At 69.2% G+C, this 24886-nt stretch carries 22 protein-coding genes; 14 read left to right on the forward strand and 8 right to left on the reverse strand.

Translation table 11 applies throughout. The features are described 5' to 3' along the window. Positions 1 to 6 precede the first annotated feature (6 nt). From V6S85_RS03400 to V6S85_RS03415, 4 genes are all read left to right on the forward strand, one after another. Positions 7 to 1305 carry a pyruvate dehydrogenase complex dihydrolipoamide acetyltransferase gene (locus V6S85_RS03400; RefSeq protein WP_334348051.1) on the forward strand — a complete coding sequence of 433 codons (1299 nt, stop codon included), beginning with the start codon at positions 7 to 9 and terminating at the stop codon, positions 1303 to 1305. Between the two features lie 117 nt (positions 1306 to 1422). Further along, entirely contained in the window at positions 1423 to 1899 is a 477-nt protein-coding gene (locus tag V6S85_RS03405; protein ID WP_334348052.1) for a glutathione peroxidase, read from the forward strand. Between the two features lie 77 nt (positions 1900 to 1976). Continuing rightward, positions 1977 to 3377, forward strand: coding sequence for a dihydrolipoyl dehydrogenase (gene lpdA / locus V6S85_RS03410; RefSeq protein WP_116565977.1), 1401 nt, complete (start codon positions 1977 to 1979; stop codon positions 3375 to 3377). Positions 3378 to 3493: 116 nt separating this feature from the next. After that, positions 3494 to 4903: a porin gene (locus tag V6S85_RS03415; protein ID WP_334348053.1), complete on the forward strand. Its 1410-nt coding sequence runs from the start codon at positions 3494 to 3496 to the stop codon at positions 4901 to 4903. 149 nt (positions 4904 to 5052) lie between these two features. Here V6S85_RS03415 and V6S85_RS03420 read toward each other — a convergent pair whose 3' ends face one another. The 3 genes from V6S85_RS03420 to V6S85_RS03430 all read right to left on the reverse strand — a co-directional run bounded on the left by V6S85_RS03420 (position 5053) and on the right by V6S85_RS03430 (position 8273). After that, on the reverse strand, positions 5053 to 5448 hold the full coding sequence (locus V6S85_RS03420; protein ID WP_116565979.1) for a DoxX family protein: 396 nt from the start codon (positions 5446 to 5448) through the stop codon (positions 5053 to 5055). A gap of 93 nt (positions 5449 to 5541) precedes the next feature. Next, positions 5542 to 7086: an AMP-binding protein gene (locus V6S85_RS03425; RefSeq protein ID WP_116491355.1), complete on the reverse strand. Its 1545-nt coding sequence runs from the start codon at positions 7084 to 7086 to the stop codon at positions 5542 to 5544. A 143-nt stretch (positions 7087 to 7229) separates the two neighbouring features. Next, entirely contained in the window at positions 7230 to 8273 is a 1044-nt protein-coding gene (locus V6S85_RS03430; protein WP_334348054.1) for an alpha/beta hydrolase, read from the reverse strand. Between the two features lie 83 nt (positions 8274 to 8356). Between V6S85_RS03430 and lipA the strand changes: the two genes are divergently transcribed. Both lipA and V6S85_RS03440 read left to right on the forward strand, forming a co-directional pair. Then, complete coding sequence (gene lipA, locus V6S85_RS03435) at positions 8357 to 9334, forward strand: lipoyl synthase (protein WP_101717885.1); 978 nt, start codon at positions 8357 to 8359, stop codon at positions 9332 to 9334. Positions 9335 to 9338: 4 nt separating this feature from the next. Further along, positions 9339 to 9791, forward strand: coding sequence for a type II toxin-antitoxin system RatA family toxin (locus tag V6S85_RS03440; protein WP_116565983.1), 453 nt, complete (start codon positions 9339 to 9341; stop codon positions 9789 to 9791). Here the strand turns inward: V6S85_RS03440 and V6S85_RS03445 are convergent. From V6S85_RS03445 to V6S85_RS03455, 3 genes are read right to left on the reverse strand one after another with little or no spacing between them, the layout of a single operon-like run. Next, positions 9788 to 10903, reverse strand: coding sequence for an FUSC family protein (locus tag V6S85_RS03445; RefSeq protein WP_334348055.1), 1116 nt, complete (start codon positions 10901 to 10903; stop codon positions 9788 to 9790). The genes V6S85_RS03440 and V6S85_RS03445 overlap by 4 nt on opposite strands. Further along, positions 10903 to 11397 carry a CinA family protein gene (locus tag V6S85_RS03450; protein ID WP_116565986.1) on the reverse strand — a complete coding sequence of 165 codons (495 nt, stop codon included), beginning with the start codon at positions 11395 to 11397 and terminating at the stop codon, positions 10903 to 10905. Before V6S85_RS03450 ends, V6S85_RS03445 begins: the two co-directional genes overlap by 1 nt. Before the next feature lie 23 nt (positions 11398 to 11420). Further along, positions 11421 to 12569, reverse strand: a complete 1149-nt coding sequence (locus tag V6S85_RS03455) for a bifunctional 2-C-methyl-D-erythritol 4-phosphate cytidylyltransferase/2-C-methyl-D-erythritol 2,4-cyclodiphosphate synthase (RefSeq protein ID WP_334348057.1) — start codon at positions 12567 to 12569, stop codon at positions 11421 to 11423. 100 nt (positions 12570 to 12669) lie between these two features. Between V6S85_RS03455 and dusB the strand changes: the two genes are divergently transcribed. The 8 genes from dusB to hflX all read left to right on the forward strand — a co-directional run bounded on the left by dusB (position 12670) and on the right by hflX (position 22541). Beyond that, positions 12670 to 13677: a tRNA dihydrouridine synthase DusB gene (gene dusB, locus V6S85_RS03460; protein WP_334348058.1), complete on the forward strand. Its 1008-nt coding sequence runs from the start codon at positions 12670 to 12672 to the stop codon at positions 13675 to 13677. Beyond that, the gene (locus tag V6S85_RS03465; RefSeq protein WP_116565992.1) at positions 13674 to 14789 is read left to right on the forward strand and encodes a two-component system sensor histidine kinase NtrB; all 1116 of its coding nucleotides are present in this window, start codon (positions 13674 to 13676) and stop codon (positions 14787 to 14789) included. Before dusB ends, V6S85_RS03465 begins: the two co-directional genes overlap by 4 nt. A 4-nt stretch (positions 14790 to 14793) precedes the next feature. Continuing rightward, a complete protein-coding gene (locus V6S85_RS03470; RefSeq protein ID WP_058348895.1) occupies positions 14794 to 16215 on the forward strand; it encodes a sigma 54-interacting transcriptional regulator in 1422 nt (473 codons plus the stop codon). Between the two features lie 82 nt (positions 16216 to 16297). After that, a complete protein-coding gene (locus V6S85_RS03475) occupies positions 16298 to 18541 on the forward strand; it encodes a sensor histidine kinase NtrY-like (RefSeq protein WP_334348060.1) in 2244 nt (747 codons plus the stop codon). Further along, complete coding sequence (gene ntrX / locus V6S85_RS03480) at positions 18538 to 19926, forward strand: nitrogen assimilation response regulator NtrX (protein ID WP_116491346.1); 1389 nt, start codon at positions 18538 to 18540, stop codon at positions 19924 to 19926. Before V6S85_RS03475 ends, ntrX begins: the two co-directional genes overlap by 4 nt. A gap of 8 nt (positions 19927 to 19934) precedes the next feature. Beyond that, positions 19935 to 20798 (forward strand): D-amino-acid transaminase, encoded by an 864-nt coding sequence (locus V6S85_RS03485; RefSeq protein WP_116565996.1) that lies wholly within the window; start codon positions 19935 to 19937, stop codon positions 20796 to 20798. A 128-nt stretch (positions 20799 to 20926) separates the two neighbouring features. Beyond that, positions 20927 to 21175 (forward strand): RNA chaperone Hfq, encoded by a 249-nt coding sequence (gene hfq, locus V6S85_RS03490; protein ID WP_058348899.1) that lies wholly within the window; start codon positions 20927 to 20929, stop codon positions 21173 to 21175. Between the two features lie 13 nt (positions 21176 to 21188). Further along, positions 21189 to 22541: a GTPase HflX gene (hflX, locus tag V6S85_RS03495; protein ID WP_116565998.1), complete on the forward strand. Its 1353-nt coding sequence runs from the start codon at positions 21189 to 21191 to the stop codon at positions 22539 to 22541. 31 nt (positions 22542 to 22572) lie between these two features. Here the strand turns inward: hflX and V6S85_RS03500 are convergent, their stop codons facing one another. Both V6S85_RS03500 and V6S85_RS03505 read right to left on the reverse strand, forming a co-directional pair. Continuing rightward, positions 22573 to 23853, reverse strand: coding sequence for an NAD(P)/FAD-dependent oxidoreductase (locus V6S85_RS03500; RefSeq protein WP_334348061.1), 1281 nt, complete (start codon positions 23851 to 23853; stop codon positions 22573 to 22575). Positions 23854 to 24152: 299 nt separating this feature from the next. Next, positions 24153 to 24806 (reverse strand): alpha/beta hydrolase, encoded by a 654-nt coding sequence (locus V6S85_RS03505; RefSeq protein WP_101717897.1) that lies wholly within the window; start codon positions 24804 to 24806, stop codon positions 24153 to 24155. Between the last annotated feature and the right edge of the window lie 80 nt (positions 24807 to 24886).

Genomic DNA, 24886 nt, shown 5'->3' on the forward strand with positions numbered 1-24886 from the left:
GCTCAAATGTCGATCGACATCCTGATGCCCGCCCTGTCGCCCACCATGGAAGAGGGCACCCTCGCCAAGTGGCACGTCAAGGTCGGCGACACCGTCAAGGCCGGCGACGTCATCGCCGAGATCGAGACCGACAAGGCCACGATGGAAGTCGAAGCCGTCGATGAGGGCGTGATCGAAGCCATCCTGGTCGAGGCCGGGACCGAGAACGTCAAGGTCAACGCGCTGATCGCCAAGCTGGCGGGCGAGGGCGAGAGCCCCGCGCCGGCTCCGACCGCCGCGCCCGCCGCCGCTGTCGCCGAGGCCCCGAAGGCCGCTGCTGCTCCGGCAGCCGCGCCCGCGCCGGCCGCCCCGGCTCCGGCCGCGCCTGTCGCGGCCGATGGTTCGCGCGTCTTCGCTTCGCCGCTGGCTCGCCGCCTGGCCGCCGCCGCCAATCTCGACCTGAAGTCCATCAAGGGCTCGGGTCCGCACGGCCGCGTCGTCAAGTCGGACGTGGAAGCCGCCAAGTCGGGCGGCGCTCCGGTCGCCAAGGCCGCGCCGGCGCCCGCCGCCGCTGCTTCGACCCCGGCCGCCGAGCCGCGCAAGGTGCAGTCGCTGGAGCAGATGGGCATCCCCGCCGGCTCCTACGACCTCGTCCCGCTGGACGGCATGCGCAAGACCATCGCGCGCCGCCTGACGGAAAGCTTCCGCGACGTGCCGCACTTCCCGCTGACGATCGACATCGAGCTGGACGGCCTGCTGGCCGCCCGCGCCAAGATCAACAGCCTTCTGGAAGGCCAGGGCGTGAAGGTGTCGGTCAACGACATCGTCATCAAGGCCGCCGCCGTGGCGCTCAAGCGCGTGCCGGAGGCCAACGCCTCCTACACGCCCGAGGGCATCGCCATGCACAAGCACGCCGACATCGCCGTGGCCGTGGCTATCGACGGCGGCCTGATCACCCCGATCATCCGCGCCGCCGAGACCAAGGGCCTGGCCCAGATCTCGGCCGAGATGAAGGACCTGGCCGCCCGGGCCAAGGCCAAGAAGCTGAAGCCCGAGGAATTCCAGGGCGGCACCTTCTCGGTCTCCAACCTCGGCATGTTCGGCATCAAGGCTTTCTCGTCGATCATCAACGAGCCGCAAGGCGCGATCATGAGCGTCGGGGCCGGCGAGCAGCGTCCGGTGGTCAAGAACGGCCAGCTGGCCGTGGCCACGGTCATGACCGTGACCCTGACCTGCGATCACCGCGTGGTCGACGGCGCGGTCGGCGCCAAGTTCCTGGCGGCCTTCAAGCCGCTGATCGAAGAGCCGCTGACCCTGATCGTCTAAGGGCGCTCCCGGAATCCTCGTCCTGCGGCCAAACCGGGGACGGGGATTTCGGAAGCGGCTCGGCGAGGCCCCATCCTGGATCTTTCAGGACGGGGACGGCCCCGAGGAGAACACGCGATGTCGGTCTACGATTTCTCGGCCAAGACGCTCGAAGGCAAGGACGCCAGTCTGGCGGACTATCGCGGCCAGGTGCTGCTGATCGTCAACACCGCCAGCAAGTGCGGCCTGACCCCGCAGTACGAAGGTCTCGAAGCGCTCTACAAGGCGAACAAGGACCGCGGCCTGACCATCCTGGGCTTTCCCTGCAACCAGTTCGGCGCGCAGGAGCCGGGAACGGCGGAGGAGATCGGCAGCTTCTGCTCGCTGACCTACGACGTGACCTTCCCGATGATGGCCAAGATCGACGTCAACGGCCCCTCGGCCCATCCGCTCTACGCCTGGCTGAAGAAGCAGCAGAAGGGCGTGCTGGGCACCGAGGGGATCAAGTGGAACTTCACCAAGTTCCTGATCGACCGCGACGGGAACGTCGTCGAGCGTTTCGCCCCGACCACCAAGCCTGAGGACCTCCAGGCCGCCGTCGAGGCGCTGTTATAGAATTTCCCAGGCCGGCCAGCGCCGGTCGTTCGACGCAGCCGCTCCCCCGGCGCGCGTCCAAGCTAGGGTAAGACACTATGTCCACGGAATTCGATGTCGTCGTCATCGGCGCCGGTCCGGGCGGCTACGTCGCCGCCATCCGCGCCAGCCAGCTGGGCCTGAAGACGGCGATCGTCGAGCGTGAGAACCTGGGCGGCATCTGCCTGAACTGGGGCTGCATCCCCACCAAGGCCTTGCTGAAGTCCGGCGAGATCTTCGAACAGCTGTCGCACCTCGACAGCTACGGCCTGGCCGTCGAGAAGCCGTCGTTCGACTTCACCAAGATCATCGAGCGCTCGCGCGGCGTCGCCAAGACCATGTCGGGCGGCATCGCCTTCCTGATGAAGAAGCACAAGATCGAGGTCATCGAGGGCGAGGCCAAGCTCGAGAAGGGCGCGCCCGCTCCGAAGGTCGTGATCGCGCTGAAGGCCGGCGGCAGCCGCACGGTCCAGGCTAAAAACGTCATCCTGGCCAGCGGCGCCCGCGCCCGCAACATTCCGGCCATCGGCGCCGTCTCGGACGGCGACAAGGTCTGGACCTACCGTGACGCCCTGGCGCCGAAGTCCATGCCCAAGTCGCTGGTCGTCATCGGCTCGGGCGCCATCGGCATCGAGTTCGCAAGCTTCTACCGCGCCCTGGGCGCCGAAGTGACCGTCGTCGAGGCCGTCGACCGCATCATGCCGGTCGAGGACGCCGAAGTGTCGAAGGCCGCCCAGAAGGCCTTCGAGAAGCGCGGCATCAAGTTCCGCGTCGGCGCCAAGGTCACCAAGATCGACAAGACCGCCTCGGGCGTGTCGGTCTCGGTCGAGGTCGGCGGCAAGGTCGAGCAACTGACCGCCGAGAAGTGCATCGTCGCCATCGGCATCGTTCCGAACACGGAAGGAACCGAAGCCGTCGGCCTGACGCTCGACCGCGGCCACGTGGTCACCGGCAAGCACGGCGAGACCAACGTCCCGGGCCTCTACGCCATCGGCGACGTCGCCGGCGCTCCCTGGCTCGCTCACAAGGCCAGCCACGAAGGCATCCATGCGGCCGAGCACATCGCCGGCTACAAGACCCCGAACGTCCACTCGCCGATCCCGGGCTGCACCTACGCCAACCCGCAGGTCGCCTCGGTCGGCTATACCGAAGCCGCCGCCAAGGCGGCCGGCATCGACGCCAAGGCGGGCCGTTTCCCGTTCAAGGTCAACGGCAAGGCCGTGGCCGCGGGCGAGACCGAAGGCTTCGTCAAGACGGTGTTCGACGGCAAGACCGGCGCGCTGATCGGCGCCCACATGATCGGCCACGAAGTGACCGAGATGATCCAGGGCTTCGTCACCGCGATCACCCTCGAGGCGACCGAGGAAGACCTGCACGGCATCGTCTACGCTCACCCGACCATGTCGGAAGCCATGCACGAAGCCTCGCTCGACGCCTACGGCCGCGTCCTGCACATTTAATCCGTCGTCGAACGATTTTCGCGACAACTGTCGCGAAACTGTCGTTCAACTGTCGCATTAGGAAGGCCCGTTCGGAGCACCCTCCGGACGGGCCTTTTCATGTCCGGAGCAACGCCGTGCGCCGATCCGTCCTGCCCCTGCTGGCCACCAGCGCTCTCGGCCTCGCCACGCCCGCCTTCGCCCAGGACGCCATCAGCGCCGACGAGGCCGCGGCCATGCGCGCCCAGATCTCGGCCCTGAAGGCCCAGATCCAGCTGATGGAGCAGAAGCTGGACGCCGCCACCGGCGCTCCCCAGCGCACGGCGGCTCCGGCCATGCCGGCTGCGCCCCAGCCCGCGACGATGGCCTCGCCAGCGCCGTCCAAGTCCCCGCCGCCGACCGAGATCGCCTGGAAGGGCTCGCCTCAGTTCACCGCCAGCGGCGGCCGCAGCTTCAAGGCCAAGGGCCGGATCCAGACCGACGTCGGCTATGTCGGCCGTCCCGACGGCTCGACCGACCGCGGCCTGGGCTACGCCGCCGAGATGCGCCGTATTCGCCTGGGCGGGGAAGGGGGCCTCGGCGCCGGCATTGGCTACAAGCTGGAGCTGGAGCTCTCCGACAACGGCGTCGACCTGGTCGACACCTTCGTCACCTACAAGAACGGCGGCCTGCTGCTGTCGATCGGCAACCAGAACCAGTTCCAGTCGCTGGACGAGCTGACCGGCGACACGTCCGGCTCTGTCATGGAGCGCGCGGCCTTCACCGACGCCTTCAACTTCGAGCGTCGCCTGGGTATCGCCGCGCAGTACGAAAAGGCCGCCTGGCTGCTGCAGGCTGGCCTGTTCGCCGACGACATCACCGCGCTCTCCAACGACAGCGACGGCGAGACCGGCGGCGACGAGAACAACAGCTACGGCCTCGACGGCCGGTTGGTCTATGCGCCCAAGCTTGGCGACACCCAGCTGCACTTCGGCGGCTCGGCCCATTGGCGCGATCTCAAGCGCGTCGGTGACGCGGGCACGCGCTACCGTCAGCGGCCGTTCGTCCACACCAGCAACACCCGCCTGATCGGAACCTCGACCCTAGACGTCAAGGACGAGGCCCACTACGGCCTGGAAGCCGCCTTCGTGCGTGGCCGCCTGCACGGCGCGGCCGAAACCCACTGGCTGCGCAGCGACATCGCCGCCGGGCCGGACGCGGAATTCTTCGGCGGCTATGCCGAGCTTGGCTGGTTCCTGACCGACGACACCCGCGGCTACAAGGGCGGCATCTTCGACCGCGCCAAGCCGAAGAAGCCGCTGGGCGCTGGCGGCCTCGGCGCCGTGCAGGTCAATGCCCGCTACGACTATCTCGACCTCAACGACGGCCCGATCGTCGGCGGCCGCCAGGACGCCTGGATCGCCGCCCTTATCTGGCAGCCGGTCGAGTACCTGCGCTTCAACGTCAACTACGCCTACCTCTCGTACCAGGACGCCACGCCCCTGGCCGACGGCGATCGGGACTATGGCGTGCACGTTACCGGCGCGCGCATGGAACTGGATTTCTAGAACCGAGATCCTCCCCCTGAAGGGGGAGGTGGCCCGAAGGGCCGGAGGGGGAAGTAACTTCCGCCTCCGGCGCCTCTCAGAACGTCGAAATCACGTCCCCCTCCGTCGGCTTCGCCGACACCTCCCCCTTCAGGGGGAGGATCTGGATGTCACGGCCTCTTCCGTACCTGCGCATCCACGCTCCATTCCCCGGGTCCGGCGAACACCAGGTAGAGGAATACGAAGCAGAACAGGATCGCGGCCTCGCCGCCGTTCAACGCCGGCCAGAAGCCCTGGCTGGCGTGGGCGATGAAGTAGGCCACCGCCATCTGGCCCGACAGGATGAAGGCCACGGGCCGGGTAAAGAGGCCCAGCACCAGAAGGCCGCCGCCGATCACCTCCAGCCAGGCGGCCGCCAGCAGCATGGGCGGCAGCGGATCGGGCGCGCCGGGCTGCGGGGCGGGGAAGTGGAACAGCTTCATCAGCCCGTGCTCCATGAAGAGCAGGGCGGCGATCACCCGCAGCAGGCTCAGCACCCGCGGCGTCCATACGACCAGTCGTTCCAAGCGTGTCTCCCGTTCGCAGAGGTTGGTTGTCGGCCGCCGCGTGAGGCGGCGACCGTAAGCTCTACTGAAACGCGGCGCCCGGACGGAAGTTCGTCAGCCGGCGGCCTCAACCATGCGCTGGATGGCGACATAGTCGGTCTTGCCGCTGCCCAGCACGGGCACCTGGGTGACCTTGAGGATCTTGCGCGGCACGGCCAGTTCCGGCGCGCCGATCGCCTGGGCGTGCGCCACCAGCGGCGCGGCGTCGGCGGTCTGGCAGTCGGTGACCAGAACGAGGCGCTCGCCCTTCTTCTTGTCGGGCATCGAGATCACGGCGTGGCGAGCGCTGGGCCACACGGCCACGGCCAGGTCCTCGGCGGCGGTCAGAGACACCATCTCGCCGCCGATCTTGGCGAAGCGCTTCACCCGGCCCTTGATGGTGATCCACTGGTCGTCGGTCATGGTGACCACGTCGCCGGTGTCGTGCCAGCCGTCCTCCGGGGCGTCGACGCCGCCGTCCTCGCGCAGGTAGCCGGCCATGATGTTGGGACCGCGCACGAAGAAGCGACCGCCCTCGGCGATGCCCTCGACGGGCTCGATACGGGTCTCCATGCCCGGCAGCAGGCCCCCGACGGTGCCTGGACGGTTGTCGGTCGGCTTGTTGACCGCGATGACCGGCGAGGCCTCGGTGGCGCCGTAGCCTTCCAGCACCGGCACGTCGCCGAAGCGCTCCTTGATCAGGGCGTGGGTCTCGTCGCGCACCTTCTCGGCGCCGCAGACGATGAATTGCAGGCCGCCCAGCTCATCGGTCTCCGAGGCGCGGGCGTACTGGTTGACGAAGGTGTCGGTGGCCAAGAGCAGCGAGGCCTTGGCGTCCTTGATCAGCGGCGGGATCTGCTTGGTGTGCAGCGGAGAGGGATATTCGAACGCCTTCATGCCCTGCAGCAGCGGCAGGATGACCCCGCCGGTCAGGCCGAAGCAGTGGAACACCGGCAGTGGGTTGAACATCACCCAGTTGGGATCCAACGGGATATGCGCGGCGATCTGGGCGGCGTTGGAAACCAGGTTGGCCTGGCTCAGCACCACGCCGCGCGGCGCGCCGAAGCTGCCCGAGGTGAACAGCACGACGCCCTTGTCCGAGGGCTTGGCAGGGGCGCGGAACTGACGCGGGAAGGCTCCGGCGGCGGCGGCGAACAGCTTGTCGGCCAGGCCGATCGTCTTTCGCACGTCCTCCAGGTAGACGACCTTGGCCAGGTCGTCGATCGCGTCGACCACGTCGTGCAGCTTGCCCAGTTCGATGAACTTGTGGGCCGTCAGCACGTGCTTGACGTTGGCCAGCTTCACCGCGGCCTTGATGTTCCGCAGACCCGCCGTGAAGTTCAGCATGGTCGGCACGCGGCCGAAGGCGTGCAGGGCGAAGAACACCACGACCGCGCCGACGCCCGAGGGCAGCAGCACGCCGACGTGCTCGCCGGGCTTGGTCATGGCCGCGACCTTGCGGCCCAGGGCGAAGCTCGCCCGGATCAGGTCGGTATAGCTGAGCGGGTTGCGGTCCTGGTCCTCCAGGATCGGCTTCTTCGCTCCGAACTTGTCCTTGGCGTCGATAAGGGCGTCGAAGAGCGCCTTCTGGCCATCTTCCGCTTTGTAAACAACCGGCATGCCGGCGAAACCTCCCACAAAGACGGTGGTTCCGCCCTCGTTCGATTGAGACGGGACCCTAGCGGCCCAGGCGCGGTTTGCAAAGATCGGTCACGTTTCGTGAGCGAACCGCGTTCTCCAGGTGGTGCGCCGGCCCTTGTGGCTCAAGGCTTGGCGGGCGTTGGGCGGCCCGCGGTCCGGATGACCGCGAGCACGGCCTCCAGCCACGGCGCCCGCATCGAATCCCGTTCCAGGTGCAGTGCGTGGCGTCCGCCCGGCAGGCGGGCCTGGCGGCAATCGGCCAGCGCCTTGCAGACGCTGTCCTGCGCGAAGGCCGGGGTGACCGTGTCGGCGTCGCCGGCCAGCATGACGACCGGCGTCCTTACGCGGGAGAGGTCGCGGGCCGTCACATCCAGCACGTCGTAGAAGGCCGCATACTGGCCAAGGCTTGGCGCGCCCATCCGCAGGTCGGGATTGGCCGTCTGCCAGGCGTGGTTCACCGCGCCGCGCACGGGATCACTGGTAAGACCCAGGACGCGATCGTCGGGACCATCGCGCCGCCAGTCGGCGGCGCCGGGCCAGGCTTGCGACGACAGCCGAAGCCGTCGCGCCCATTGCGCCGCCTCGATCAGCTGGCCCTTGGGACGGGGCAGGGCCGACAGTTCGAAGACCGGGGCCGACAGCACCAGCGCGTCGACCATCAGGCCTTCCTCGGCGGCGCGCAGGGCCACCAGGCCGCCCTGGCCCTGGCCCAGAACGGTCAGCGGCAGGCGGCCGTCGGGGCGGATCACCACCTTGACCATCGCCTTGGTCGCGGTGACGTCGGGCGCGTAACTGGCGACATGGCCGCGATCGCGCCTGGCCGCCAGGCGCTCGGAGCCGCCCTGGCCCTGGCGCTCCAGGATCCAGACGACCACGCCCTTGGCGTTGAGATCGCGGGCCGTCTCGAACCAGGTCTCGGCGCTCTCGCCGTAGTCGGTCAGGATCAGCACCTGGCTGGTCGCCGCGCCGTGCGGCGCCGACACGCCGTAGCGCTGCACCGCGTCCTCGCCGACCTGCACATAGCCCCAGGCCCAGCCGGCGGGCGGCAGGAAGCGGCGCTCCAGCCCCGGCGGCGTTCGGCTGTCGGCGAATGGCGCGCGCGATCCCTGCTCGCCGCAGGCGAAAAGGGGCAGGGCGAGCAGCAGAACGAGAGCGAAGCGACGCATATACGCCACTCATTTCGCGCCTTTGCGCCGCATGCAAGATCGAGAGCTTGATCCGGAGGCCAAGAAGGCCGATCTAGGCCCACATGGTCACGTTGATCGACACGCTGAAGGCCCGCGGTCCCGAGGATCGCGCCGTTCGCCACCCCGAAAAGCAGAATCGCCCGGACACCCCGGTCCTGCGCAAACCCGAGTGGCTGCGCGTCCGCGCCCCCGGTTCGGGCCAGTACAACGAGACCAAGGGCATCGTGCGCGAGCACAAGCTGACCACGGTCTGCGAAGAGGCGGCCTGCCCGAACATCGGCGAGTGCTGGAGCCAGAAGCACGCGACCATGATGATCATGGGCGAGATCTGCACCCGCGCCTGCGCCTTCTGCAATGTCACCACCGGCCTGCCGACTCAGCTTGATCCCGACGAGCCGCGCCGCGTGGCCGAGGCCGTCGCCAAGATGGGCCTGAACCACGTGGTCATCACCTCGGTGGACCGCGACGACCTGATCGACGGCGGCGCCCGCCACTTCGCCGAGGTGGTCACCGCCATCCGCGCGGCGGCCCCCAAGACCACCATCGAGATCCTGACGCCCGACTTCCTGCGCAAGGATCGGGCCGAGAACGTGGTCATCGACGCCCGTCCGGACGTCTTCAACCACAATCTCGAGACCGTGCCGCGGCTCTACCTGAAGATCCGCCCCGGCGCCCGCTACTACAACTCGCTGCGCCTGCTGGAGCGGGTGAAGGAACGCGATCCCTCCCAGTTCACCAAGTCCGGCCTGATGGTCGGCCTGGGCGAGACCAAGGAAGAGGTCATGCAGGTCATGGACGACATGCGTTCGGCCGGCGTCGACTTCATCACCATCGGCCAGTACCTGCAGCCGACCCGCAAGCACGCGGCCATCGACCGGTTCGTGACCCCGGAAGAGTTCAAGGCCTACGAGGCGATCGCCCGGGCCAAGGGCTTCCTGATGGTCTCGTCCAGCCCGCTGACCCGCTCGTCGCACCACGCCGGCGAGGACTTCGCCAAGCTGCAGGCGGCTCGCCGAGCGCTCGACGCCAAAGCCGGCTGACCCCTTGCACCGCCACGTCGTCACCCGGGTGCTGCCCTACGCGCCCGAGCAACTCTTCACGCTCGTCGGCGACGTCGAGGCCTATCCGTCCTTCGTGCCGTGGATCACGGGCATGCGGACCTGGAACGCCCACGAGAGCGGCGATGTCAGCAGCCTGGACGCCGAGGCCCAGGTCGGCTTCTCGTTCCTGCGCGAGAAGTTCGCCACCCGCGTCCGCCGCGACCGGTCCGACCTCAGCGTGACCGTCAGCCTGCTCTACGGCCCGTTCAAGCGGCTGTCGAACCAGTGGCGGTTCTCTGCCCACCCCGACGGGACCAGCATCGATTTCGTCATCGACTTCGCCTTCAAGGCCAAGCTGCTCGACGCCATGCTGGCGGCCAACATGGACCGCGCCGTCGACAAGCTGATCGCCTGCTTCGAGGCCCGCGCCGCGCAGCTCTACGGCGCCAAGGTCTAGTCGCGCTTGCTGGCGGCTTCCTCGACGCGGTCGGCGAAGTCCCCGAGATTGGCGAACAGGTTCTCGACCGCGAACACCAGGCCGAAGGTCCGGGCCGCGTCGTCGAAGGCCAGCTCCCGCGTGGCGCCGACGTCGCGCATGCCTTCGATGGCGTCCTGGAAGGTCTTGTGCCCCTCGGCGAAGGACAGGCGGTCGGGCTTGGTCGAGCCCGACAGGCTCTGGGAGACCGCGCGCAGATAGGCCGACGAGGCCGCCAGCATCGTCGCGGTCGGCGGCCCGAGCGCCGGGGCGGGCAAGGGTTCGCGCAGCGCCCGGCCGATCATCACGCAGTCGTTGCGCAGCCTCCACAGCGTGCGGGGCAGGGCGTCGGACACTGAGCGGTCCGACAGCTTGCTGGCCGTCTCTCGGTCGGCCTCTGTCATCGCGGTCTGCAGCTTGGCCAGGGCCTTCAGTGTCTCGTCGTAGTGCTCGCGCGGATCCAGTTCGCTGGGCTTGGCCTCCAGCTTGGCGGCATAGTGCGAAAGAAGGTCGGCCAGCAGCCCGGCGGCCTTCTGGCTGCTCTCCACCACCGACTCGTGGGCGCGGGCCGGGAAGATCAGCAGGGTGGCCGCCACCCCCACCAGGCTGCCGACGGTGATCTCAGCGACCCGCAGGAAGGCCGCCGTCAGCGGGTCCATGTGCGTGGTGGTGCCGATCAACATGATCACGGCCGTGACTGGCGCCACCTTGAACGCGGGCCGCACCGCCGCCAGGAAGGCGAGGGAAGCCGCGCAGACCGCCAGGATCAAGCCGCCCCACTCGGGATGGCGCGTATGCAGCCAGGCCGCGCCTGCCCCGACGGCGGCGCCGACCACCGTGCCCATGAACCGCTCGATCGAGGCGGTGATCGTCGCGCCCAGGCTCGACTGCACGACGATCACCGCCGTGAACACCGCCCAGTAGCCCTGCGGCAGCCGCAGCAGCGTCGCCAGGGCATAGGCCGCCACGACCGCCGCCGAGACCCGCACCGCGTGCCGCAGCTCGCTGCGCCGCCGCGCCGCCGCGGCTAGGGCCGAGCGCGAGAACCCGGCGCCGACGAATCGCCGCCAGTCGGAGGGCGCGCTGTCGGGCATCAGTCGGCCACCGCCTCCCGCAGCATCTCCAGCGCCGTCCGGAGCGCCGCCAGTTGCACGGCCTCGCGCGGCAGGCCTTCGAAATGCTCGTGGCGATGCACGACCGAGCGATTGGCGCGGGCCACGGCGAAGTGGACGGTGCCGACGGGCTTCATCGGCGTGCCGCCGCCAGGGCCCGCTATGCCGGTGATCGCCACGGCCACATGGGCGTTGCTGTTGGCCAGACCGCCTTCGGCCATCATCCGCGCCACCGGCTCGGACACCGCGCCATGGTCGGCGATCAGGTCGCCCGGCACGCCGACCTGCTCGGTCTTGGCCCGATTGCTGTAGGTGACGAAGCCGCGCTCGAAGACGTCCGAAGCGCCCGAGATCGCGCAGATGGCCCCGGCCACCAGCCCGCCGGTGCAGCTCTCCACCGCCGCCAGGCGCAGCTTCTTCTCTCGCGCCTCGTCGATCAGCAGCCGGGCGAGGGTTTCGATCTCGATGGGAAACATGCCGCGACTCCTTTGCCGTGAGACTAGAGCGGCGTCTCCACCGTCGCCACCGCCTGGGCGGCCAGGCCTTCGCCGCGGCCGGTGAAGCCCATCTTCTCGGTCGTCGTCGCCTTCACGCTGACGCGGTCCAGCGGCAGGTCGAGGATCTCGGCCAGGCGGGCGCGCATGGCCTCGCGGTGCGGCTTGATCTTGGGTCGCTCGCAGATCAGCGTCACGTCCACGTTGATCAGGCGGCCGCCACGTTGGCGAACGAGATCGACGGCGTGGATCAGGAACTTGTCCGAGGCCGCGCCCTTCCATTGCGGATCGGTCGGCGGGAAGTGGTCGCCGATGTCGCCGTCGCCGATGGCGCCGAGCACGGCGTCGGTCAGGGCGTGCAGGCCGGCGTCGGCGTCCGAATGGCCGATCAGGGTCTCGTCGTGGGCGATCTCGACGCCGCATAGCCAGACCGACTCACCCGGTCCCCAGCGGTGGGCGTCGAAACCCTGGCCGATGCGAGTGATGCGGGCCGCGCCCGCCAGCCGTTCGGCCATGGCGAAGTCCTCTGGATAGGTCAGTTTGGTCAGCAGCGGATCACCGGCCGCGATGGCGACCTTGCCGCCGTCGGCCTCGACCACCTGGGCGTCGTCGGTGGGTTCGCTCTGTCCGCTCCAGGCGGCGTAGGCGGCCAGCAGGCGGTCGCGGCGGAAGGCCTGCGGGGTCTGGGCCCGCCAGAGGCCGTCGCGCGAGGTCGTGGTCGCGCCTGAGTCGCCGGCGCGCTTGAGGGTGTCGGTCACCGGCAGGGCCGGGACCACGCCGTCGGCGCCGTCCAGCGCGGCCAGCACGCCATCGACAACGACCTTGGTCAGGAAGGGGCGGGCGGCGTCGTGCACCAGCACAGGCTCATCGGTCGGGCGGTGGGCGAGGGCGGTCAGGCCCGACTGCACCGACAGGGCGCGGGTGGCGCCGCCGGGCGCGAACCGCCAGCCTTCGAGGCCGGCCAAGGTTTCGCCCAGCATGTCCTGCATGCTCGGGTCGGTCACGATTGCGAGATCAGCTGCGCCGCTGGCCAGCAGGGCCTCGACCGACCAGCGCAGCACGGGTTTTCCGGCCAGATCGCGCCACTGCTTGGCCTGGCCGGGTCCGGCCCTGGTGCCGCTGCCGGCGGCGACGATGACGGCTGAGAAGGTCATGGCCCGTGTCTAACGTTGTCGTCGGACATGTCCAGCCAACGGAGGGCTTTACTGCGCTGCACAATGTGCCTAAAAACACAGCGGTGGGGATGATCATAAAATGAGCAAGCAGCTCGCAGTCGGCGCCGTCACGGTGCCCGGGCGGGTATGGATTGCGCCTATGACCGGCGTATCCGACCTCCCGTTCAGAGAAACGGCCACGCGCCTCGGCGCATCATACGTGGCCACCGAAATGGTCGCCTGCGCGGAATTCGCGAAGGGCCGGCCCGACGTCGTCCGCCGCGCGGCCGTCGGCGAAGGCCTGCCGCTTATGGTCGTACAGCTTGTCGGCCGCGATCCGGAGTTCATGGCGCAGGGCGCCCGCCTGGCGGCTGAAGCCGGGGCCGAGATCATCGACCTGAACTTCGGCTGCCCGGCCAAGGAAGTCACCGCCGGCGCCGCTTCGGGCTCGGCCCTGATGCGCGAGCCTGACCTGGCCGAGGCCCTGGTCGCCGCCGCCGCCCGGGCCGTCGACGTGCCGGTCACGGTCAAGATGCGCCTGGGCTGGGACGACGCCAGCCGCAACGCCCCCGAGATCGCCGCCCGCGCCGAGGCGGCCGGGGCCCGCGCGATCACCGTGCACGGCCGCACCCGCTGCCAGTTCTACAAGGGCGAGGCCGACTGGGCCGCCGTCGCGCCGGTCAAGCAGGCTGTCTCCGTGCCGGTGCTGGTCAATGGCGACATCACCGATGCTGACAGCGCTCGCCGCGCGCTCGAGCAATCGGGCGCCGACGGCGTCATGATCGGTCGCGGCGTCTATGGCCGCCCCTGGATCGCCCAGGCCATCGAGGCTGCGCTGGACGGTCGCGATTTCGTCGAGCCCGCCGCCGAAGAGCGTCTCGCCATCGCGCTCACCCATCTCCGCCGCAGCCTGTCGTTCTACGGCGAGCCTCAGGGCCTGAAGATGTTCCGCAAGCACCTGGCCTCCTACATCGAGGCCGCGCCGTGGCCCGAAACCGCCGAGGCCCGTCGGGCCGCGCGCGGCGCTCTCTGCCGGATCGAGGATCCGGCCGCCCTGGAAATCGCCCTGGCCGACCTTTGGCTCGCCGGCGGGAGGATCGCCGCATGACCGACCGCGCCCGAGTCCTGTCCGGCCCCGCGCTGGACGCCCTGAAGGCCGCCGCCTTCGAGCTCAGCCCCGAGCCGGCCCTGGTCGTCGATCGAGAGGGCGGGCTGGTTGCCGTCAACGAGGCGGCCGAGGCCCTGTTCGGCCATGGCCTGTCGCTGTTGGCCCGCGGCCGTTTCCGAGCCGCCCTGCCTCCGGGCTCTGTGCTCGTCTCGCTGATGGATCGCGCCGTGTTCGAAGGCGCGCTGGTCCGTGAGCACGGGGTCGAGGTCAACCTGTTCGGCCAGCCGCCGTTCGAGGCCGACGGCGCCGCCGTGCCGCTGGGCGACGGCTCGGTGCTGCTGACCCTGCACGTGAAGGGCGCGCTGGGTGTCGAGCGCGCCGCCGACCAGGCGGGTCTACGTTCGGTCGTCGGCCTGGGCCGCATGCTGGCCCACGAGATCAAGAACCCGCTGGCCGGCATTCGCGGCGCGGCCCAGTTGCTGAAGACCGGCGCCAGCGCGGCCGACCAGCCGCTGGCCCAGTTGATCGTCGACGAGACCGACCGGATCCGACGGCTCGTCGACCGCATGGAGGCCTTCTCCGACCAGGCGCCGACTCCACGCGAGGCGGTCAACATCCACCAGGTGCTCGACCGCGTGCGCGCCCTGGTCGCCAACGGCGTCGCCGACGGCCTGCGCCTGCGCGACCACTACGATCCCTCGCTCCCGCCGGTATGGGGCGACGAGGACCAGCTGATCCAGATTTTCCTGAACCTGGTGAAGAACGCTTCGGAGGCCGCCCACATGCGCGGCGACGGCCAGGGCGAGCTGACCATCCACACCGCCTGGCGCCCCGGCGTCCGGGTGCGCGGCGCCGACGGCAAGTCGGCCTCCAGCGCCCCGATCGAGATCCGGGTGCAGGACAACGGCCCTGGCGTTCCGCAGAGCCTGCGCGAGCACCTGTTCCAGCCCTTCGTGACCACCAAGGCCAATGGCACCGGCCTTGGCCTCGCCTTGGTCACCAAGCTCGTGACGGCCCATGGGGGCCTGATCGATTTCGAATCCGAGCCCGGCCGCACCGTGTTCCGCGTGTTGCTGCCCGTGGCGCCTGAGCCTTCCTTGGGAGACGCGTGAGTACATGAACGCCGCAAACAAGAAGATTCTGATCGCCGACGACGACTCTTCAGTCCGTCTGGTGCTCAGCCAGGCCTTCACCCGTCTCGGATACCAGGTCAGGGCCACGGGTAACGCCACGACCCTGCTCAAGTGGGTCAGCGACGGCGAGGGCGACCTGGTCGTCACCGACGTGATGATGCCCGACGAGAACGTGTTCGACGTGCTGCCGCGCATCCGCAAGGAGCGCCCCAAGCTGCCGATCATCGTGATGAGCGCGCAGAACACCCTGCTGACGGCCGTCAACGCCGCCGACGCCGGGGCCTTCGAGTACGTCTCCAAGCCCTTCGACCTCGACGACGTCACCGCCGCGGCCCGCCGGGCGCTGTCTCGCCCCGCCGACGCCGAGGCCTCCAAGGCCCAGGCTCGCGCCATGCGCGACGAGCGCCTGCCGCTGATCGGCCGCTCGGCGCCGATGCAGGAGGTCTACCGCACCATCGCCCGCCTGGTCGGCGCCGACCTCACCGTCCTGATCCTGGGCGAGAGCGGCACCGGCAAGGAGCTGGTCGCCCGCGCCCTGCACGACCTGGGACGCCGTCGCGACGGCAAGTTCGTGGTCATCAACCTGGCCGCCGTGCCGCGCGAGCGGGTCGAGGCCGAGCTGTTCGGGCGAGGGGAGGGCGACAACGGCCGCCTCGTCGAGGCCGACGGCGGCACCCTGTTCCTGGACGAGATCGGCGACATGCCGCTCGACGCCCAGACCCGCCTGCTGCGCGTGATCGACGGCACCGAGCCGGTCATCAACCCCAAGACCGGCCGTCGGCCGAACGTGCGGATCATCGCCGCCACCAATCGCGACCTGCGCGGCCTGATCCAGCAGGGGCTGTTCCGCGAGGACCTGTTCTTCCGCCTCAACGTCGCCCCGGTGCGCCTGCCGCCGCTGCGCGACCGGGCGGAGGACATTCCGGACCTGGCCCGGACCTTCCTGCTGCGCGCCAACCGCGAGGGCCTTCCTGCCAAGACCATCGACCAGAGCGCGCTCGATCGTATGAAGAGCCACTCCTGGCCGGGCAACGTGCGCGAGCTGGAGAACCTGATCCGGCGGATGTGCGCCCTCTACGCCGAGGAGCTGATCACCGCCCGCATCGTCGATCGCGAGCTGCAGGACCATGCCCCGGCGCCGCGCGCCGACGAAGGTCCGGTCACCCTGGCGGCCCTGGTCGAACGCCACTTGGCCTCGCACTTCGCCGAGCAGCCCGACGGCGTGCCTGCCGCGGGCCTCTATGACCGCGTGCTGCAGGAGGTCGAGCGTCCGCTGATCCAGCTGACCCTGTCGGCCACCCGTGGCAACCAGGTGCGGGCCGCCGAGATTCTCGGCCTGAACCGCAACACGCTGCGCAAGAAGATCCAGGACCTGGGCGTCGAGATGAGCCGCGGCCGCCGCTAGGCGATTGGCGGATCACACTGCTGACGCTTTTTCAGCACATCGGTGTTGAGTTTAGGGCACACCCCGCCCTAAACTCGCATCGATGAGTTCGGTCCCGTCAGTCTCGGAATCGGAAGACCGCCCGCGCCGTTTCAGTCGGTCCTGGTGGCGTGAACTCTTGAGGTCACGCTACGTCCTGGGCGGCGGCTATGTGCTGGCGGCGATTTTGACGGCCACCGGCGTCGGCCTGGCTTCTTCACCGCCGACCACGGGTCCCATCGGCCCGGCCAGCACCGCCATCCTGGTGGTTCTCGGCTTCAACCTCGCTTTGATCCTCTGCGTCGCCGCCATCGTCGGCTGGCGGCTGCTCGACCTGATCGACGCCCGCTCCAGCGACGCCGGCGCCCGCCTGCACCTGCGGTTCGTGGGCCTGTTCTCGGTCGCGGCCGTGGCGCCGGCGGTGATCGTGGCGCTGTTCTTCGGCGTGCTGGTCAACCGCGGCGTCGACGGCTGGTTCAGCAAGCGCGTGACGACCGTGGTCGAGAACTCGGCCACCGTGGCGCGCTCCTACGTCTCCGAACAGACCAGCTACATCAGCCAGCACATGGGCCCGATGGCCGCGACGCTGAACAGCGCCGCCCCGGCCATGGCCGAATCGCCGGTCGCCTTCGGCCATTTCCTGCGCACCCTGGCCGAGGACAACGGCTTCTCGTCGGCCTACATCCTCGACCGCGACGGTCGGATCCTGGCGCGGGCCGAACTGGCCGACGCCCCGCCGTTCCTGGCCCCGCCGCCCTCGAGCTTCCGCTGGACCGACACCGGCGAGATCACCTCGCAGCGCTTCGTGTCCGAGGACCTGTTCCGGGCGCTCTACAAGCTGAAGGGCTTTCCCGACGGCTACCTCTACATCGCCCGGCCGATCGACAAGGGCATCCTGGCCCACCTGATCGAGTCCGAAGAGTCGCTGATCTCCTATCGCGACGCCGCCGTGAACCGGGCCCGCATCCAGGCGATCTTCGGTCTCAGCTACGTCGAGACGGCGCTGCTGGTGCTGGTCGCGGCCGTCTGGGTCGGCATCGCCGCGGCCAACTCGATCGCGGCGCCGGTTTCGGGCCTCGTCCAGGCCGCGGGCCGCGTGTCGGCCGGCGACCTCGACGCCCGGGTCGACGCCGAGGCCGGCCCAGAGGAAATCCGCGCCTTGTCCAACGCCTTCAACATGATGACGGCGGACCTTCAGACCCAGCAGGCCGCCCTTAAGGACGCCAGCCTCGACGCCGAGTCGCGCCGACAGTTCATCGAGACGGTGCTGTCGGGCGTCAGCGCCGGGGTGATCAGCCTCGACGGCGCAGGGCGGATCTCGGCCCTCAACCGCCGGGCCGGCGAGTTGCTGGCGCTGGACGAGAGCGCCGAGGGGCAGGACCTGGTCGAAGCCGCGCCGGAATTCGGCCAGGTGCTGGAAGAGATCGGCCAGGGACGTCCCAACGCCGAAGTCGAGATCGACGTCGTGCGCGGCGGCGAGACCCTGCGCCTGCGCGTCCGCGCCGCCGGCCATGCCGCCGAGGGCCAGGTGCTGACCTTCGACGACGTCACCCGCTTGATGGCGGCCCAGCGCAACGCCGCCTGGAAGGACGTCGCCCGCCGTATCGCCCATGAGATCAAGAACCCGCTGACGCCGATCCAGCTGTCGGCCGAGCGCATCCGCCGCAAGTACCGCAAGGACATCACCGGCGATCTCGAGACCTTCGATCGCTGCACCGACACCATCATTCGCCAGGTCGGCGACATCGGCCGCATGGTCGACGAATTCTCGGCCTTCGCCCGCATGCCCGCGCCTCGCTTCGCTCCAGCGGACCTGGCCGAGCTGCTGCGCGCCGGCGTTTTCGCCCAGCGCGTGGTCGATGCCGACACCGACGTGGTCATCGACGAGCCGGGCGGCGCCGTGTGGGTCAATTGCGACGCGCGCATGGTCGGCCAGGCCCTGACCAACATCCTGAAGAACGCCGGCGAGGCGGTCGGAGCGCGGCGCCACCTGACGCCCGAGCCGCGCGGTCATATCGATGCGACCCTGGCCTCCGACGACGAGGCGCTGTGCATCATCGTCGAGGACAACGGCGTCGGCTTGCCCGCGAAGGATCGCGACCGGCTGGCCGAACCCTATGTGACCACCCGCGAGAAGGGCACGGGCCTGGGCCTGGCCATCGTCAAGCGGATCATGGAGGACCACGGCGGCGAGCTGGTCCTCACCGACGCGCACGGCCATGCCGGCGCGCGCGTCGTCCTGAAGTTCCCGGTGTCGGCGCGGCTCGCCGCGGCGCCGACTGCCAACGGCGTAGAGGAGATGACATGAGCGCCGACGTGCTGGTGGTCGACGACGAGGTCGACATCCGCGATCTGGTGGCGGGGATCCTGGAGGACGAAGGCTACGCCGTGCGCACGGCAGCCGACGCCGACCAGGCTCTGGCCGCCCTGCGCGCCCGCAAGCCCGCCCTGCTGGTCCTCGACATCTGGATGCAGGGCGGCGGCATGGACGGGCTGGAACTGCTCGACATGGTCAAGACGCTCGACGCCGACCTGCCGGTGATCATGATCTCGGGCCACGGCAACATCGAGACGGCTGTCAGCGCCATCAAGCGGGGCGCCTACGAGTTCCTGGAGAAGCCGTTCAAGTCCGACCGGCTGCTGCTGGTGGTCGAGCGCGCCCTGGAGGCGGCCAACCTCAAGCGCGAGAACCGGCGCCTGCGGGCCCAGAGCTTCGCCTCCGACGGCCTGATGGGCAAGTCGCAGGCCGCCCAGGCCCTGCGCCAGATGATCGCCAAGGTCGCACCCGCCAACAGCCGCGTGCTGGTCGCCGGCCCGCCCGGCTCGGGCAAGGAGCTGGTCGCCCGCCTGATCCACAGCGCCAGCGCCCGCACCAAGGCCGAGTTCGTGGCCGTCAGTTCGGCCGGCATGGCTCCTGAGCGCCTCGACGTCGAACTCTTCGGCGAGGAAGGCGAGGGCGGTCGTCCGCGCAAGATCGGCGTGTTCGAGCGCGCCCACGGCGGCACCCTCTATCTCGACGAAGTGGCCGACATGCCGCGCGAGACCCAGAGCCGCATCCTGCGGGTGCTGGTCGAGCAGCGCTTCCGCCGTGTCGGCGGCGACAGCGACGTGCAGGTGGACGTGCGGGTGATCTCGTCCACCTCGCGCGACCTGCGCGAGGAGATCGCCGCCGGCCGCTTCCGCGAGGACCTGTTCCACCGCCTGAACGTGGTGCCGGTGCGCGTGCCGGGCCTGGCCGAGCGGCGCGAGGACATCCCCGAACTGATCAGCTACTTCATCGAGCGGATCAGCGAGGCCACCGGCATGCAGCGCCGCCGCCTGGGCGAGGACGCCCTGGCGACCCTGCAAGTGCAGGCCTGGCCGGGCAACGTCCGCCAGCTGCGCAACAACGTCGAGCGGATGCTGATCCTGGCCGCCGGCGAGCCAGGCGACCTGATCACCGCCGAGATGCTGAACGCCTCCGAGCAGCCGGCCAGCGGCGGCTCGGGCGCGATCGGCGCCGAGCGGATCATCGCCCTGCCGCTGCGCGAAGCCCGCGAGCTGTTCGAACGCGAGTACCTCAACGCCCAGATCCTGCGGTTCGGCGGCAACATCTCGCGCACGGCCAACTTCATCGGCATGGAGCGTTCGGCCCTGCACCGCAAGCTGAAGTCCCTGGGCGTGGCCGGCGGCCGCGGCGAGGAAGAAGAGTAAGGACTCCGATGTCGCGTTTCGCTTACGTCAACGGCCGTTTCGTGCGTCATGGCCAGGCCGCCGTGCACATCGAGGACCGCGGCTACCAGCTGGCCGACGGGGTCTACGAGGTCTGGGCCGTGTTCGACGGCAAGCTGGCCGATGCGGAGGGCCACTTCGCCCGCCTGTGGCGTAGCCTCGACGAACTGCGCATCGCCCACCCGATGAGCGAGGCGGCCCTGACCGTCGTGCTGCGTGAAACCATCCGTCGCAATCACGTACGGGAAGGCCTCGTCTACCTGCAGGTCACGCGGGGCGTCGCCAAGCGAGACCACGCGTTCCCGAATCCGGCCGTGCCGCCGGCGGTCGTCATCACCGCCCGCTCGGTCGATCGCGCCGCCATCGAGGCCAAGGCCGCCAAGGGCTCGGCCGTGATCACCGTGCCGGAGAACCGCTGGGGCCGCTGCGACATCAAGACCATCGGGCTTCTGCCGAATGCGCTGGCCAAGCAGGCCGCCCGCGAGCGCGGCGCGATCGAGGCCTGGTTCGTCGACGACCTGGGCCTGGTCACCGAAGGCGCCTCGTCCAACGCCTGGATCGTCGACGCCGAGGGCCGCCTGCGCACCCGAGACACCCAGGCCAACATCCTGCGCGGCGTCACGCGCCTGACGCTGTTGGACGTCATCGGAGAGGCCGGCCTGCCGGTCGCCGAGCAGCCGTTCACCGTCGAGGAGGCCAAGGCCGCCCGGGAAGCCTTCATCACGGGCGCCGGCAGCCTGGTGACGCCCATAACCAGCATCGACGGCGTCAAGATCGGCGATGGGACGGTGGGGCCGGTGGCGAGCCGCCTGCGGGCTCTCTATATCGAGCGGGCGCAAGCGGGAGCGATCTAGGATCGCTCACCGCCCTGCGTGCATTTTCTCGCCGGAAAGTCATATCAAACGGCGAAAAATGCTCTAGCATGAGCTTGTTTGTGTGGAGGGCGTTCTGCCTTCCGATTTCAACGAGAGGGGAATCCCCAATGTCCGCCGACAAGAAACAGAATCTTCAGGACACCTTCCTGAACAGCGTGCGCAAGTCCAAGACGCCGCTCACCATCTTCCTGGTCAACGGCGTCAAGCTGCAGGGCGTGGTCAGCTGGTTCGACAACTTCTGCGTCCTGCTGCGCCGCGACGGCCAGTCTCAACTGGTCTACAAGCACGCCATCTCGACGATCATGCCGGCTCAGCCCGTTCAGCTGTACGAGCCGAGCGCCGATCAAGACGACTAAGTCCAAGGCTCTTTTGTCAAAATCTACTTCTAAGTCCCCCGATGGACTTATCGATCACGCCGACCCGATCCTTCGGGCCTTCGTGATCCATCCGGTGCGGCCTGCTCGCGGGCAGGCCGCTCTGGAGGCGCGCGATCCCAAGGCGCGCCTCGAGGAGGCCATCGGCCTCGCCGTCGCCCTCGATCTCGACGTCGTCGAAACGGCCATCGCGCCGCTTCGCACCGTCACGCCCGCCACCCTGTTCGGCAGCGGCAAGATCGCCGAGTTCAAGGCTATCTGCGAGGTCGAGCACATCGACGTCGCCGTGTTCGACGACCAGCTCACCCCCGTCCAGCAGCGCAATCTCGAGCGCGGCCTGGGCGTCAAGGTGGTCGACCGCACCGGCCTGATCCTCGAGATCTTCGCCCGTCGCGCCCGCACTCGAGAAGGCAAGCTGCAGGTCGAGTTGGCCAGGCTCGACTACGAGCGCTCGCGTCTCGTGCGCACCTGGACCCACCTGGAACGCCAGCGGGGCGGCACCGGCTCGACCGGCGGTCCCGGCGAAACCCAGATCGAACTCGATCGGCGCCTGATCGCCGGCACGATCGGCAAGCTCAAGCGCGAGCTGGAAGAGGTGCGGCGCACCCGCACCCTGCACCGCAGCGCCCGCAAGAAGGTCCCGTACCCGACTGTGGCGCTGGTGGGCTACACCAACGCCGGCAAGTCGACGCTGTTCAACCGCCTGACCAATGCCGAGGTCGTGGCCCAGGACATGCTGTTCGCCACGCTCGACCCGACGCTGCGGACGGTGAAGCTGCCCGATGGTCGCCCGGCCATCCTGTCGGACACCGTGGGCTTCATCTCCGACCTGCCGCACGAGCTGGTCGAGGCCTTCCGCGCCACCCTCGAGGAGGTGCAGGAGGCCGACGTGGTGCTGCACGTCCGCGACGTGGCCAATCCCGACACCGACGCCCAGGCGCGCGACGTCCAGGCGGTGCTATCCGAACTGAAGGTCACCGCCGACGAAGGCAAGACCGTCGTCGAGGTCTGGAACAAGATCGACCTGGTCGAGGGCGAGGAACGCGAGATCCTGGAGGGCCGCGCAAAACGGTCCGACGCCTCGCCGGTCTCCGCCGTCACGGGCGAGGGCTGCGCCGAACTGCTCAAGCGCGTCGGCGGCCTGATCGACGACACTCCGCCGATGGCCCTGCGCCTTGGCCCCGCCGACGGCGAGGCCCTGGCCTGGATCTATCGCAACGGCCGCGTGGTCGAACGCGAGGACACGGAAGACGGCGAGGTTCGCCTCGTCGCCCGCATGGATCCGCAGGCCCTGGGCCGTTTCGAGCGGCAGTTTCCCACTGTCTGGGTGATGCCGATCGGCGAATGAGCCGAGCCCCTCTCCCTTCGGGGAGAGGGGGCTAGTGCAGCTTCAACCGTCCCGCCACGCGCTGCTGCAGCAGCCGGGCCAGCGCCAGGGTGGCGGTCTTGCTGACGCCGAGGATGGCCTTGTGGTGGGCCAGGTGCAGCGAGACGTAGAACCACTTGGCCACCAGGCCTTCGATGAAGAAGTTGGGACCGCCGAGGCCGCCCATCAGCGCGCCGACCCCCTTGTTCTCGCCCAGCGACACCAGCGAGCCGAAGTCCTTGTAGACATAGGGCTCCTCCACCCGCGCCTGGCGCAGGCGGGCCAGCAGAACCTTGGCGAGGTAGCTGGCCTGCTGGTGGGCGGCCTGAGCGCGGGCGGGCACGAGCTTGCCGTCCTTCCACGGACAGGCCGCGCAGTCGCCCAGGGCCCAGATTCCCGGCGCGGAGGTCTCCAGGTGATCGTCGACCACGAACTGGTTGAGGCGGTTGGTCTCCAGGCCAAGCTCGACATTGCTGTCGGCGGCCTTCACGCCCGCGGCCCAGACGATCAGGTCGGCGGGAACGTCCCCGACGCTGGTCTCCAGCCGGTCGGGGTGCACGGCGATCACCTTGGCGCCAGTCCGTACGCGCACGCCCTTGCGCTCCAGCGCCACCGTCGCCTGCGCCGAGGTCTTTTCGGGCAGGCCGCCGAGAATGCGCGGGGCGGCTTCGACGATGGTGATGTCGAGGCGGAAGCGCTGTTCGACGCCCAGGCTTTCCAGCAGCTCGCGATGGGCCTCCAGCAGTTCGGCCGACAGCTCGACGCCCGTGGCGCCGCCGCCGACGATGGCCACGCCCATGGTGCGCTCGGGCGCGAACGAGGCCTTCATGAAGGCGGCCAGCAGGCGGGTGTGGAAGGCTTCGGCGTCCTCGGTCCGCTCCAGCAGGTGGGCGGTCTCGGCGCCCGGCGTGCCGAACAGGTTGGAGCCGCTGCCGATGGCGATCACGCCCCAGGTGAAGGTGATCGACCGCTCGGGCACCAGCACCGCGCCGTCCTTGGTGGTGATGGCCTTCAACGTCAGGCGCTTGGCGGACGGATCGAGGGCCGACAGCTCGCCCAGGTGAAAGCTGAAATGGTTGGCGCGACCGAGAATGGGATAGGAGAGCCCCTCCTGGTGCACGTCCAGCGTGCCGGCGGCGACCTCGTGCAGGCTCGGCTTCCAGATGTGGAAGCCTGAGCGGTCGATCAGCAGGATCCGCTCCTTGCCGGCGCGACGGCCCAGCTTGCGGCCCAGTTGCGCTGCGAGCTCCAGTCCGCCCGCGCCGCCGCCGACGATCACGATGTCGTAGTGCATGGCCGGTGATCTCCGCTGATAGCGATACCTGCGGTCTTAGAACTTTGCGGCGAGGCTGTCTCGCAGTTGCGAAGGAAGGTCAGGGTCGGGAGGGAATTTTCCCGGCTTCCCCGTACTTGCTTCCCTGGGCCCTGTGCCCAGGGTCCATGCTGGCGGCCGCTCAGATCGATGGGTCCTCGGCGCAATGCCGAGGAAGGCAGAAGGGGTTGGTTGGCGGAGGGACGATGTCCAGCCCAAAAAACAAAAAGCCCGCCCTCGTCACCGAGAGCGGGCTCTTTGAGACCGATAGCCTCCGATCCCTACGGGATCGGGTTGGCCTCCAGGCGCTTGTCGATATAGCCGCCCACGGTCTGCTCGACGAAGGGCAGGTGCTCGGCCCAGAAGTGGGTGGCCTTGTCGATGACTTCGTAGTCGATGACGATGCCCTTCTGCGTGCGCAGCTTGGACACGACGCGCTCGACCTCGACGGGCGGCACGACGGTGTCTGCGCCGCCGGTCAGGATCAGGCCCGAGGCCGGGCAGGGGGCCAGGAAGCTGAAGTCGTACATGTTGGTCGGCGGCGACACCGAGATGAAGCCGTCGGTTTCCGGACGGCGCATCAGGAGTTGCATGCCGATGTAGGCGCCGAAGCTATAGCCGGCGACCCAGGTCTGGGCGGCGGCGGGGTTGTTGGCCTGCAGCCAGTCCAGGGCCGTGGCCGCGTCGGCCAGCTCGCCGATGCCGCTGTCGAACTCGCCCTGGCTGCGGCCGACGCCGCGGAAATTGAAGCGCAGGGTCGCGAAACCGCGCTTCATGAACAGGTGATATAGCTGCACCGACACCGGGTGGTTCATGTGGCCGCCGGCCTTGGGGTGCGGGTGCAGGATCAGCGCGATGGGCGCGTTGTCGGTCTTGCCCGGCGAATAGCGACCTTCGATACGGCCCGCGGCGCCAGTCAAAATAACGTCAGGCATTCAGATCCCCGTCACGAGTTGGGGCGTCGGGGGCCGCACCATTCGCCGCGAAGGGCGCATGGAATACTTGACCGCCGCGC

The organism is Caulobacter sp. CCNWLW153 (genome assembly GCF_036889365.1).
Taxonomy (GTDB): domain Bacteria; phylum Pseudomonadota; class Alphaproteobacteria; order Caulobacterales; family Caulobacteraceae; genus Caulobacter; species Caulobacter radicis.

What these genes read in the sequence shown, in the direction of transcription:
- V6S85_RS03400 (WP_334348051.1), top strand. Translation starts at nt 7, where the DNA reads ATGTCGATCGACATCCTGATGCCCGCCCTGTCGCCCACCATGGAAGAG.
- V6S85_RS03405 (WP_334348052.1), top strand. Translation starts at nt 1,423, where the DNA reads ATGTCGGTCTACGATTTCTCGGCCAAGACGCTCGAAGGCAAGGACGCC.
- lpdA (WP_116565977.1), top strand. Translation starts at nt 1,977, where the DNA reads ATGTCCACGGAATTCGATGTCGTCGTCATCGGCGCCGGTCCGGGCGGC.
- V6S85_RS03425 (WP_116491355.1), bottom strand. Translation starts at nt 7,086, where the DNA reads ATGCCGGTTGTTTACAAAGCGGAAGATGGCCAGAAGGCGCTCTTCGAC.
- V6S85_RS03430 (WP_334348054.1), bottom strand. Translation starts at nt 8,273, where the DNA reads ATGCGTCGCTTCGCTCTCGTTCTGCTGCTCGCCCTGCCCCTTTTCGCC.
- lipA (WP_101717885.1), top strand. Translation starts at nt 8,357, where the DNA reads ATGGTCACGTTGATCGACACGCTGAAGGCCCGCGGTCCCGAGGATCGC.
- V6S85_RS03445 (WP_334348055.1), bottom strand. Translation starts at nt 10,903, where the DNA reads ATGCCCGACAGCGCGCCCTCCGACTGGCGGCGATTCGTCGGCGCCGGG.
- V6S85_RS03450 (WP_116565986.1), bottom strand. Translation starts at nt 11,397, where the DNA reads ATGTTTCCCATCGAGATCGAAACCCTCGCCCGGCTGCTGATCGACGAG.
- V6S85_RS03455 (WP_334348057.1), bottom strand. Translation starts at nt 12,569, where the DNA reads ATGACCTTCTCAGCCGTCATCGTCGCCGCCGGCAGCGGCACCAGGGCC.
- dusB (WP_334348058.1), top strand. Translation starts at nt 12,670, where the DNA reads ATGAGCAAGCAGCTCGCAGTCGGCGCCGTCACGGTGCCCGGGCGGGTA.
- V6S85_RS03465 (WP_116565992.1), top strand. Translation starts at nt 13,674, where the DNA reads ATGACCGACCGCGCCCGAGTCCTGTCCGGCCCCGCGCTGGACGCCCTG.
- V6S85_RS03470 (WP_058348895.1), top strand. Translation starts at nt 14,794, where the DNA reads ATGAACGCCGCAAACAAGAAGATTCTGATCGCCGACGACGACTCTTCA.
- V6S85_RS03475 (WP_334348060.1), top strand. Translation starts at nt 16,298, where the DNA reads ATGAGTTCGGTCCCGTCAGTCTCGGAATCGGAAGACCGCCCGCGCCGT.
- ntrX (WP_116491346.1), top strand. Translation starts at nt 18,538, where the DNA reads ATGAGCGCCGACGTGCTGGTGGTCGACGACGAGGTCGACATCCGCGAT.
- V6S85_RS03485 (WP_116565996.1), top strand. Translation starts at nt 19,935, where the DNA reads ATGTCGCGTTTCGCTTACGTCAACGGCCGTTTCGTGCGTCATGGCCAG.
- hfq (WP_058348899.1), top strand. Translation starts at nt 20,927, where the DNA reads ATGTCCGCCGACAAGAAACAGAATCTTCAGGACACCTTCCTGAACAGC.
- V6S85_RS03500 (WP_334348061.1), bottom strand. Translation starts at nt 23,853, where the DNA reads ATGCACTACGACATCGTGATCGTCGGCGGCGGCGCGGGCGGACTGGAG.
- V6S85_RS03505 (WP_101717897.1), bottom strand. Translation starts at nt 24,806, where the DNA reads ATGCCTGACGTTATTTTGACTGGCGCCGCGGGCCGTATCGAAGGTCGC.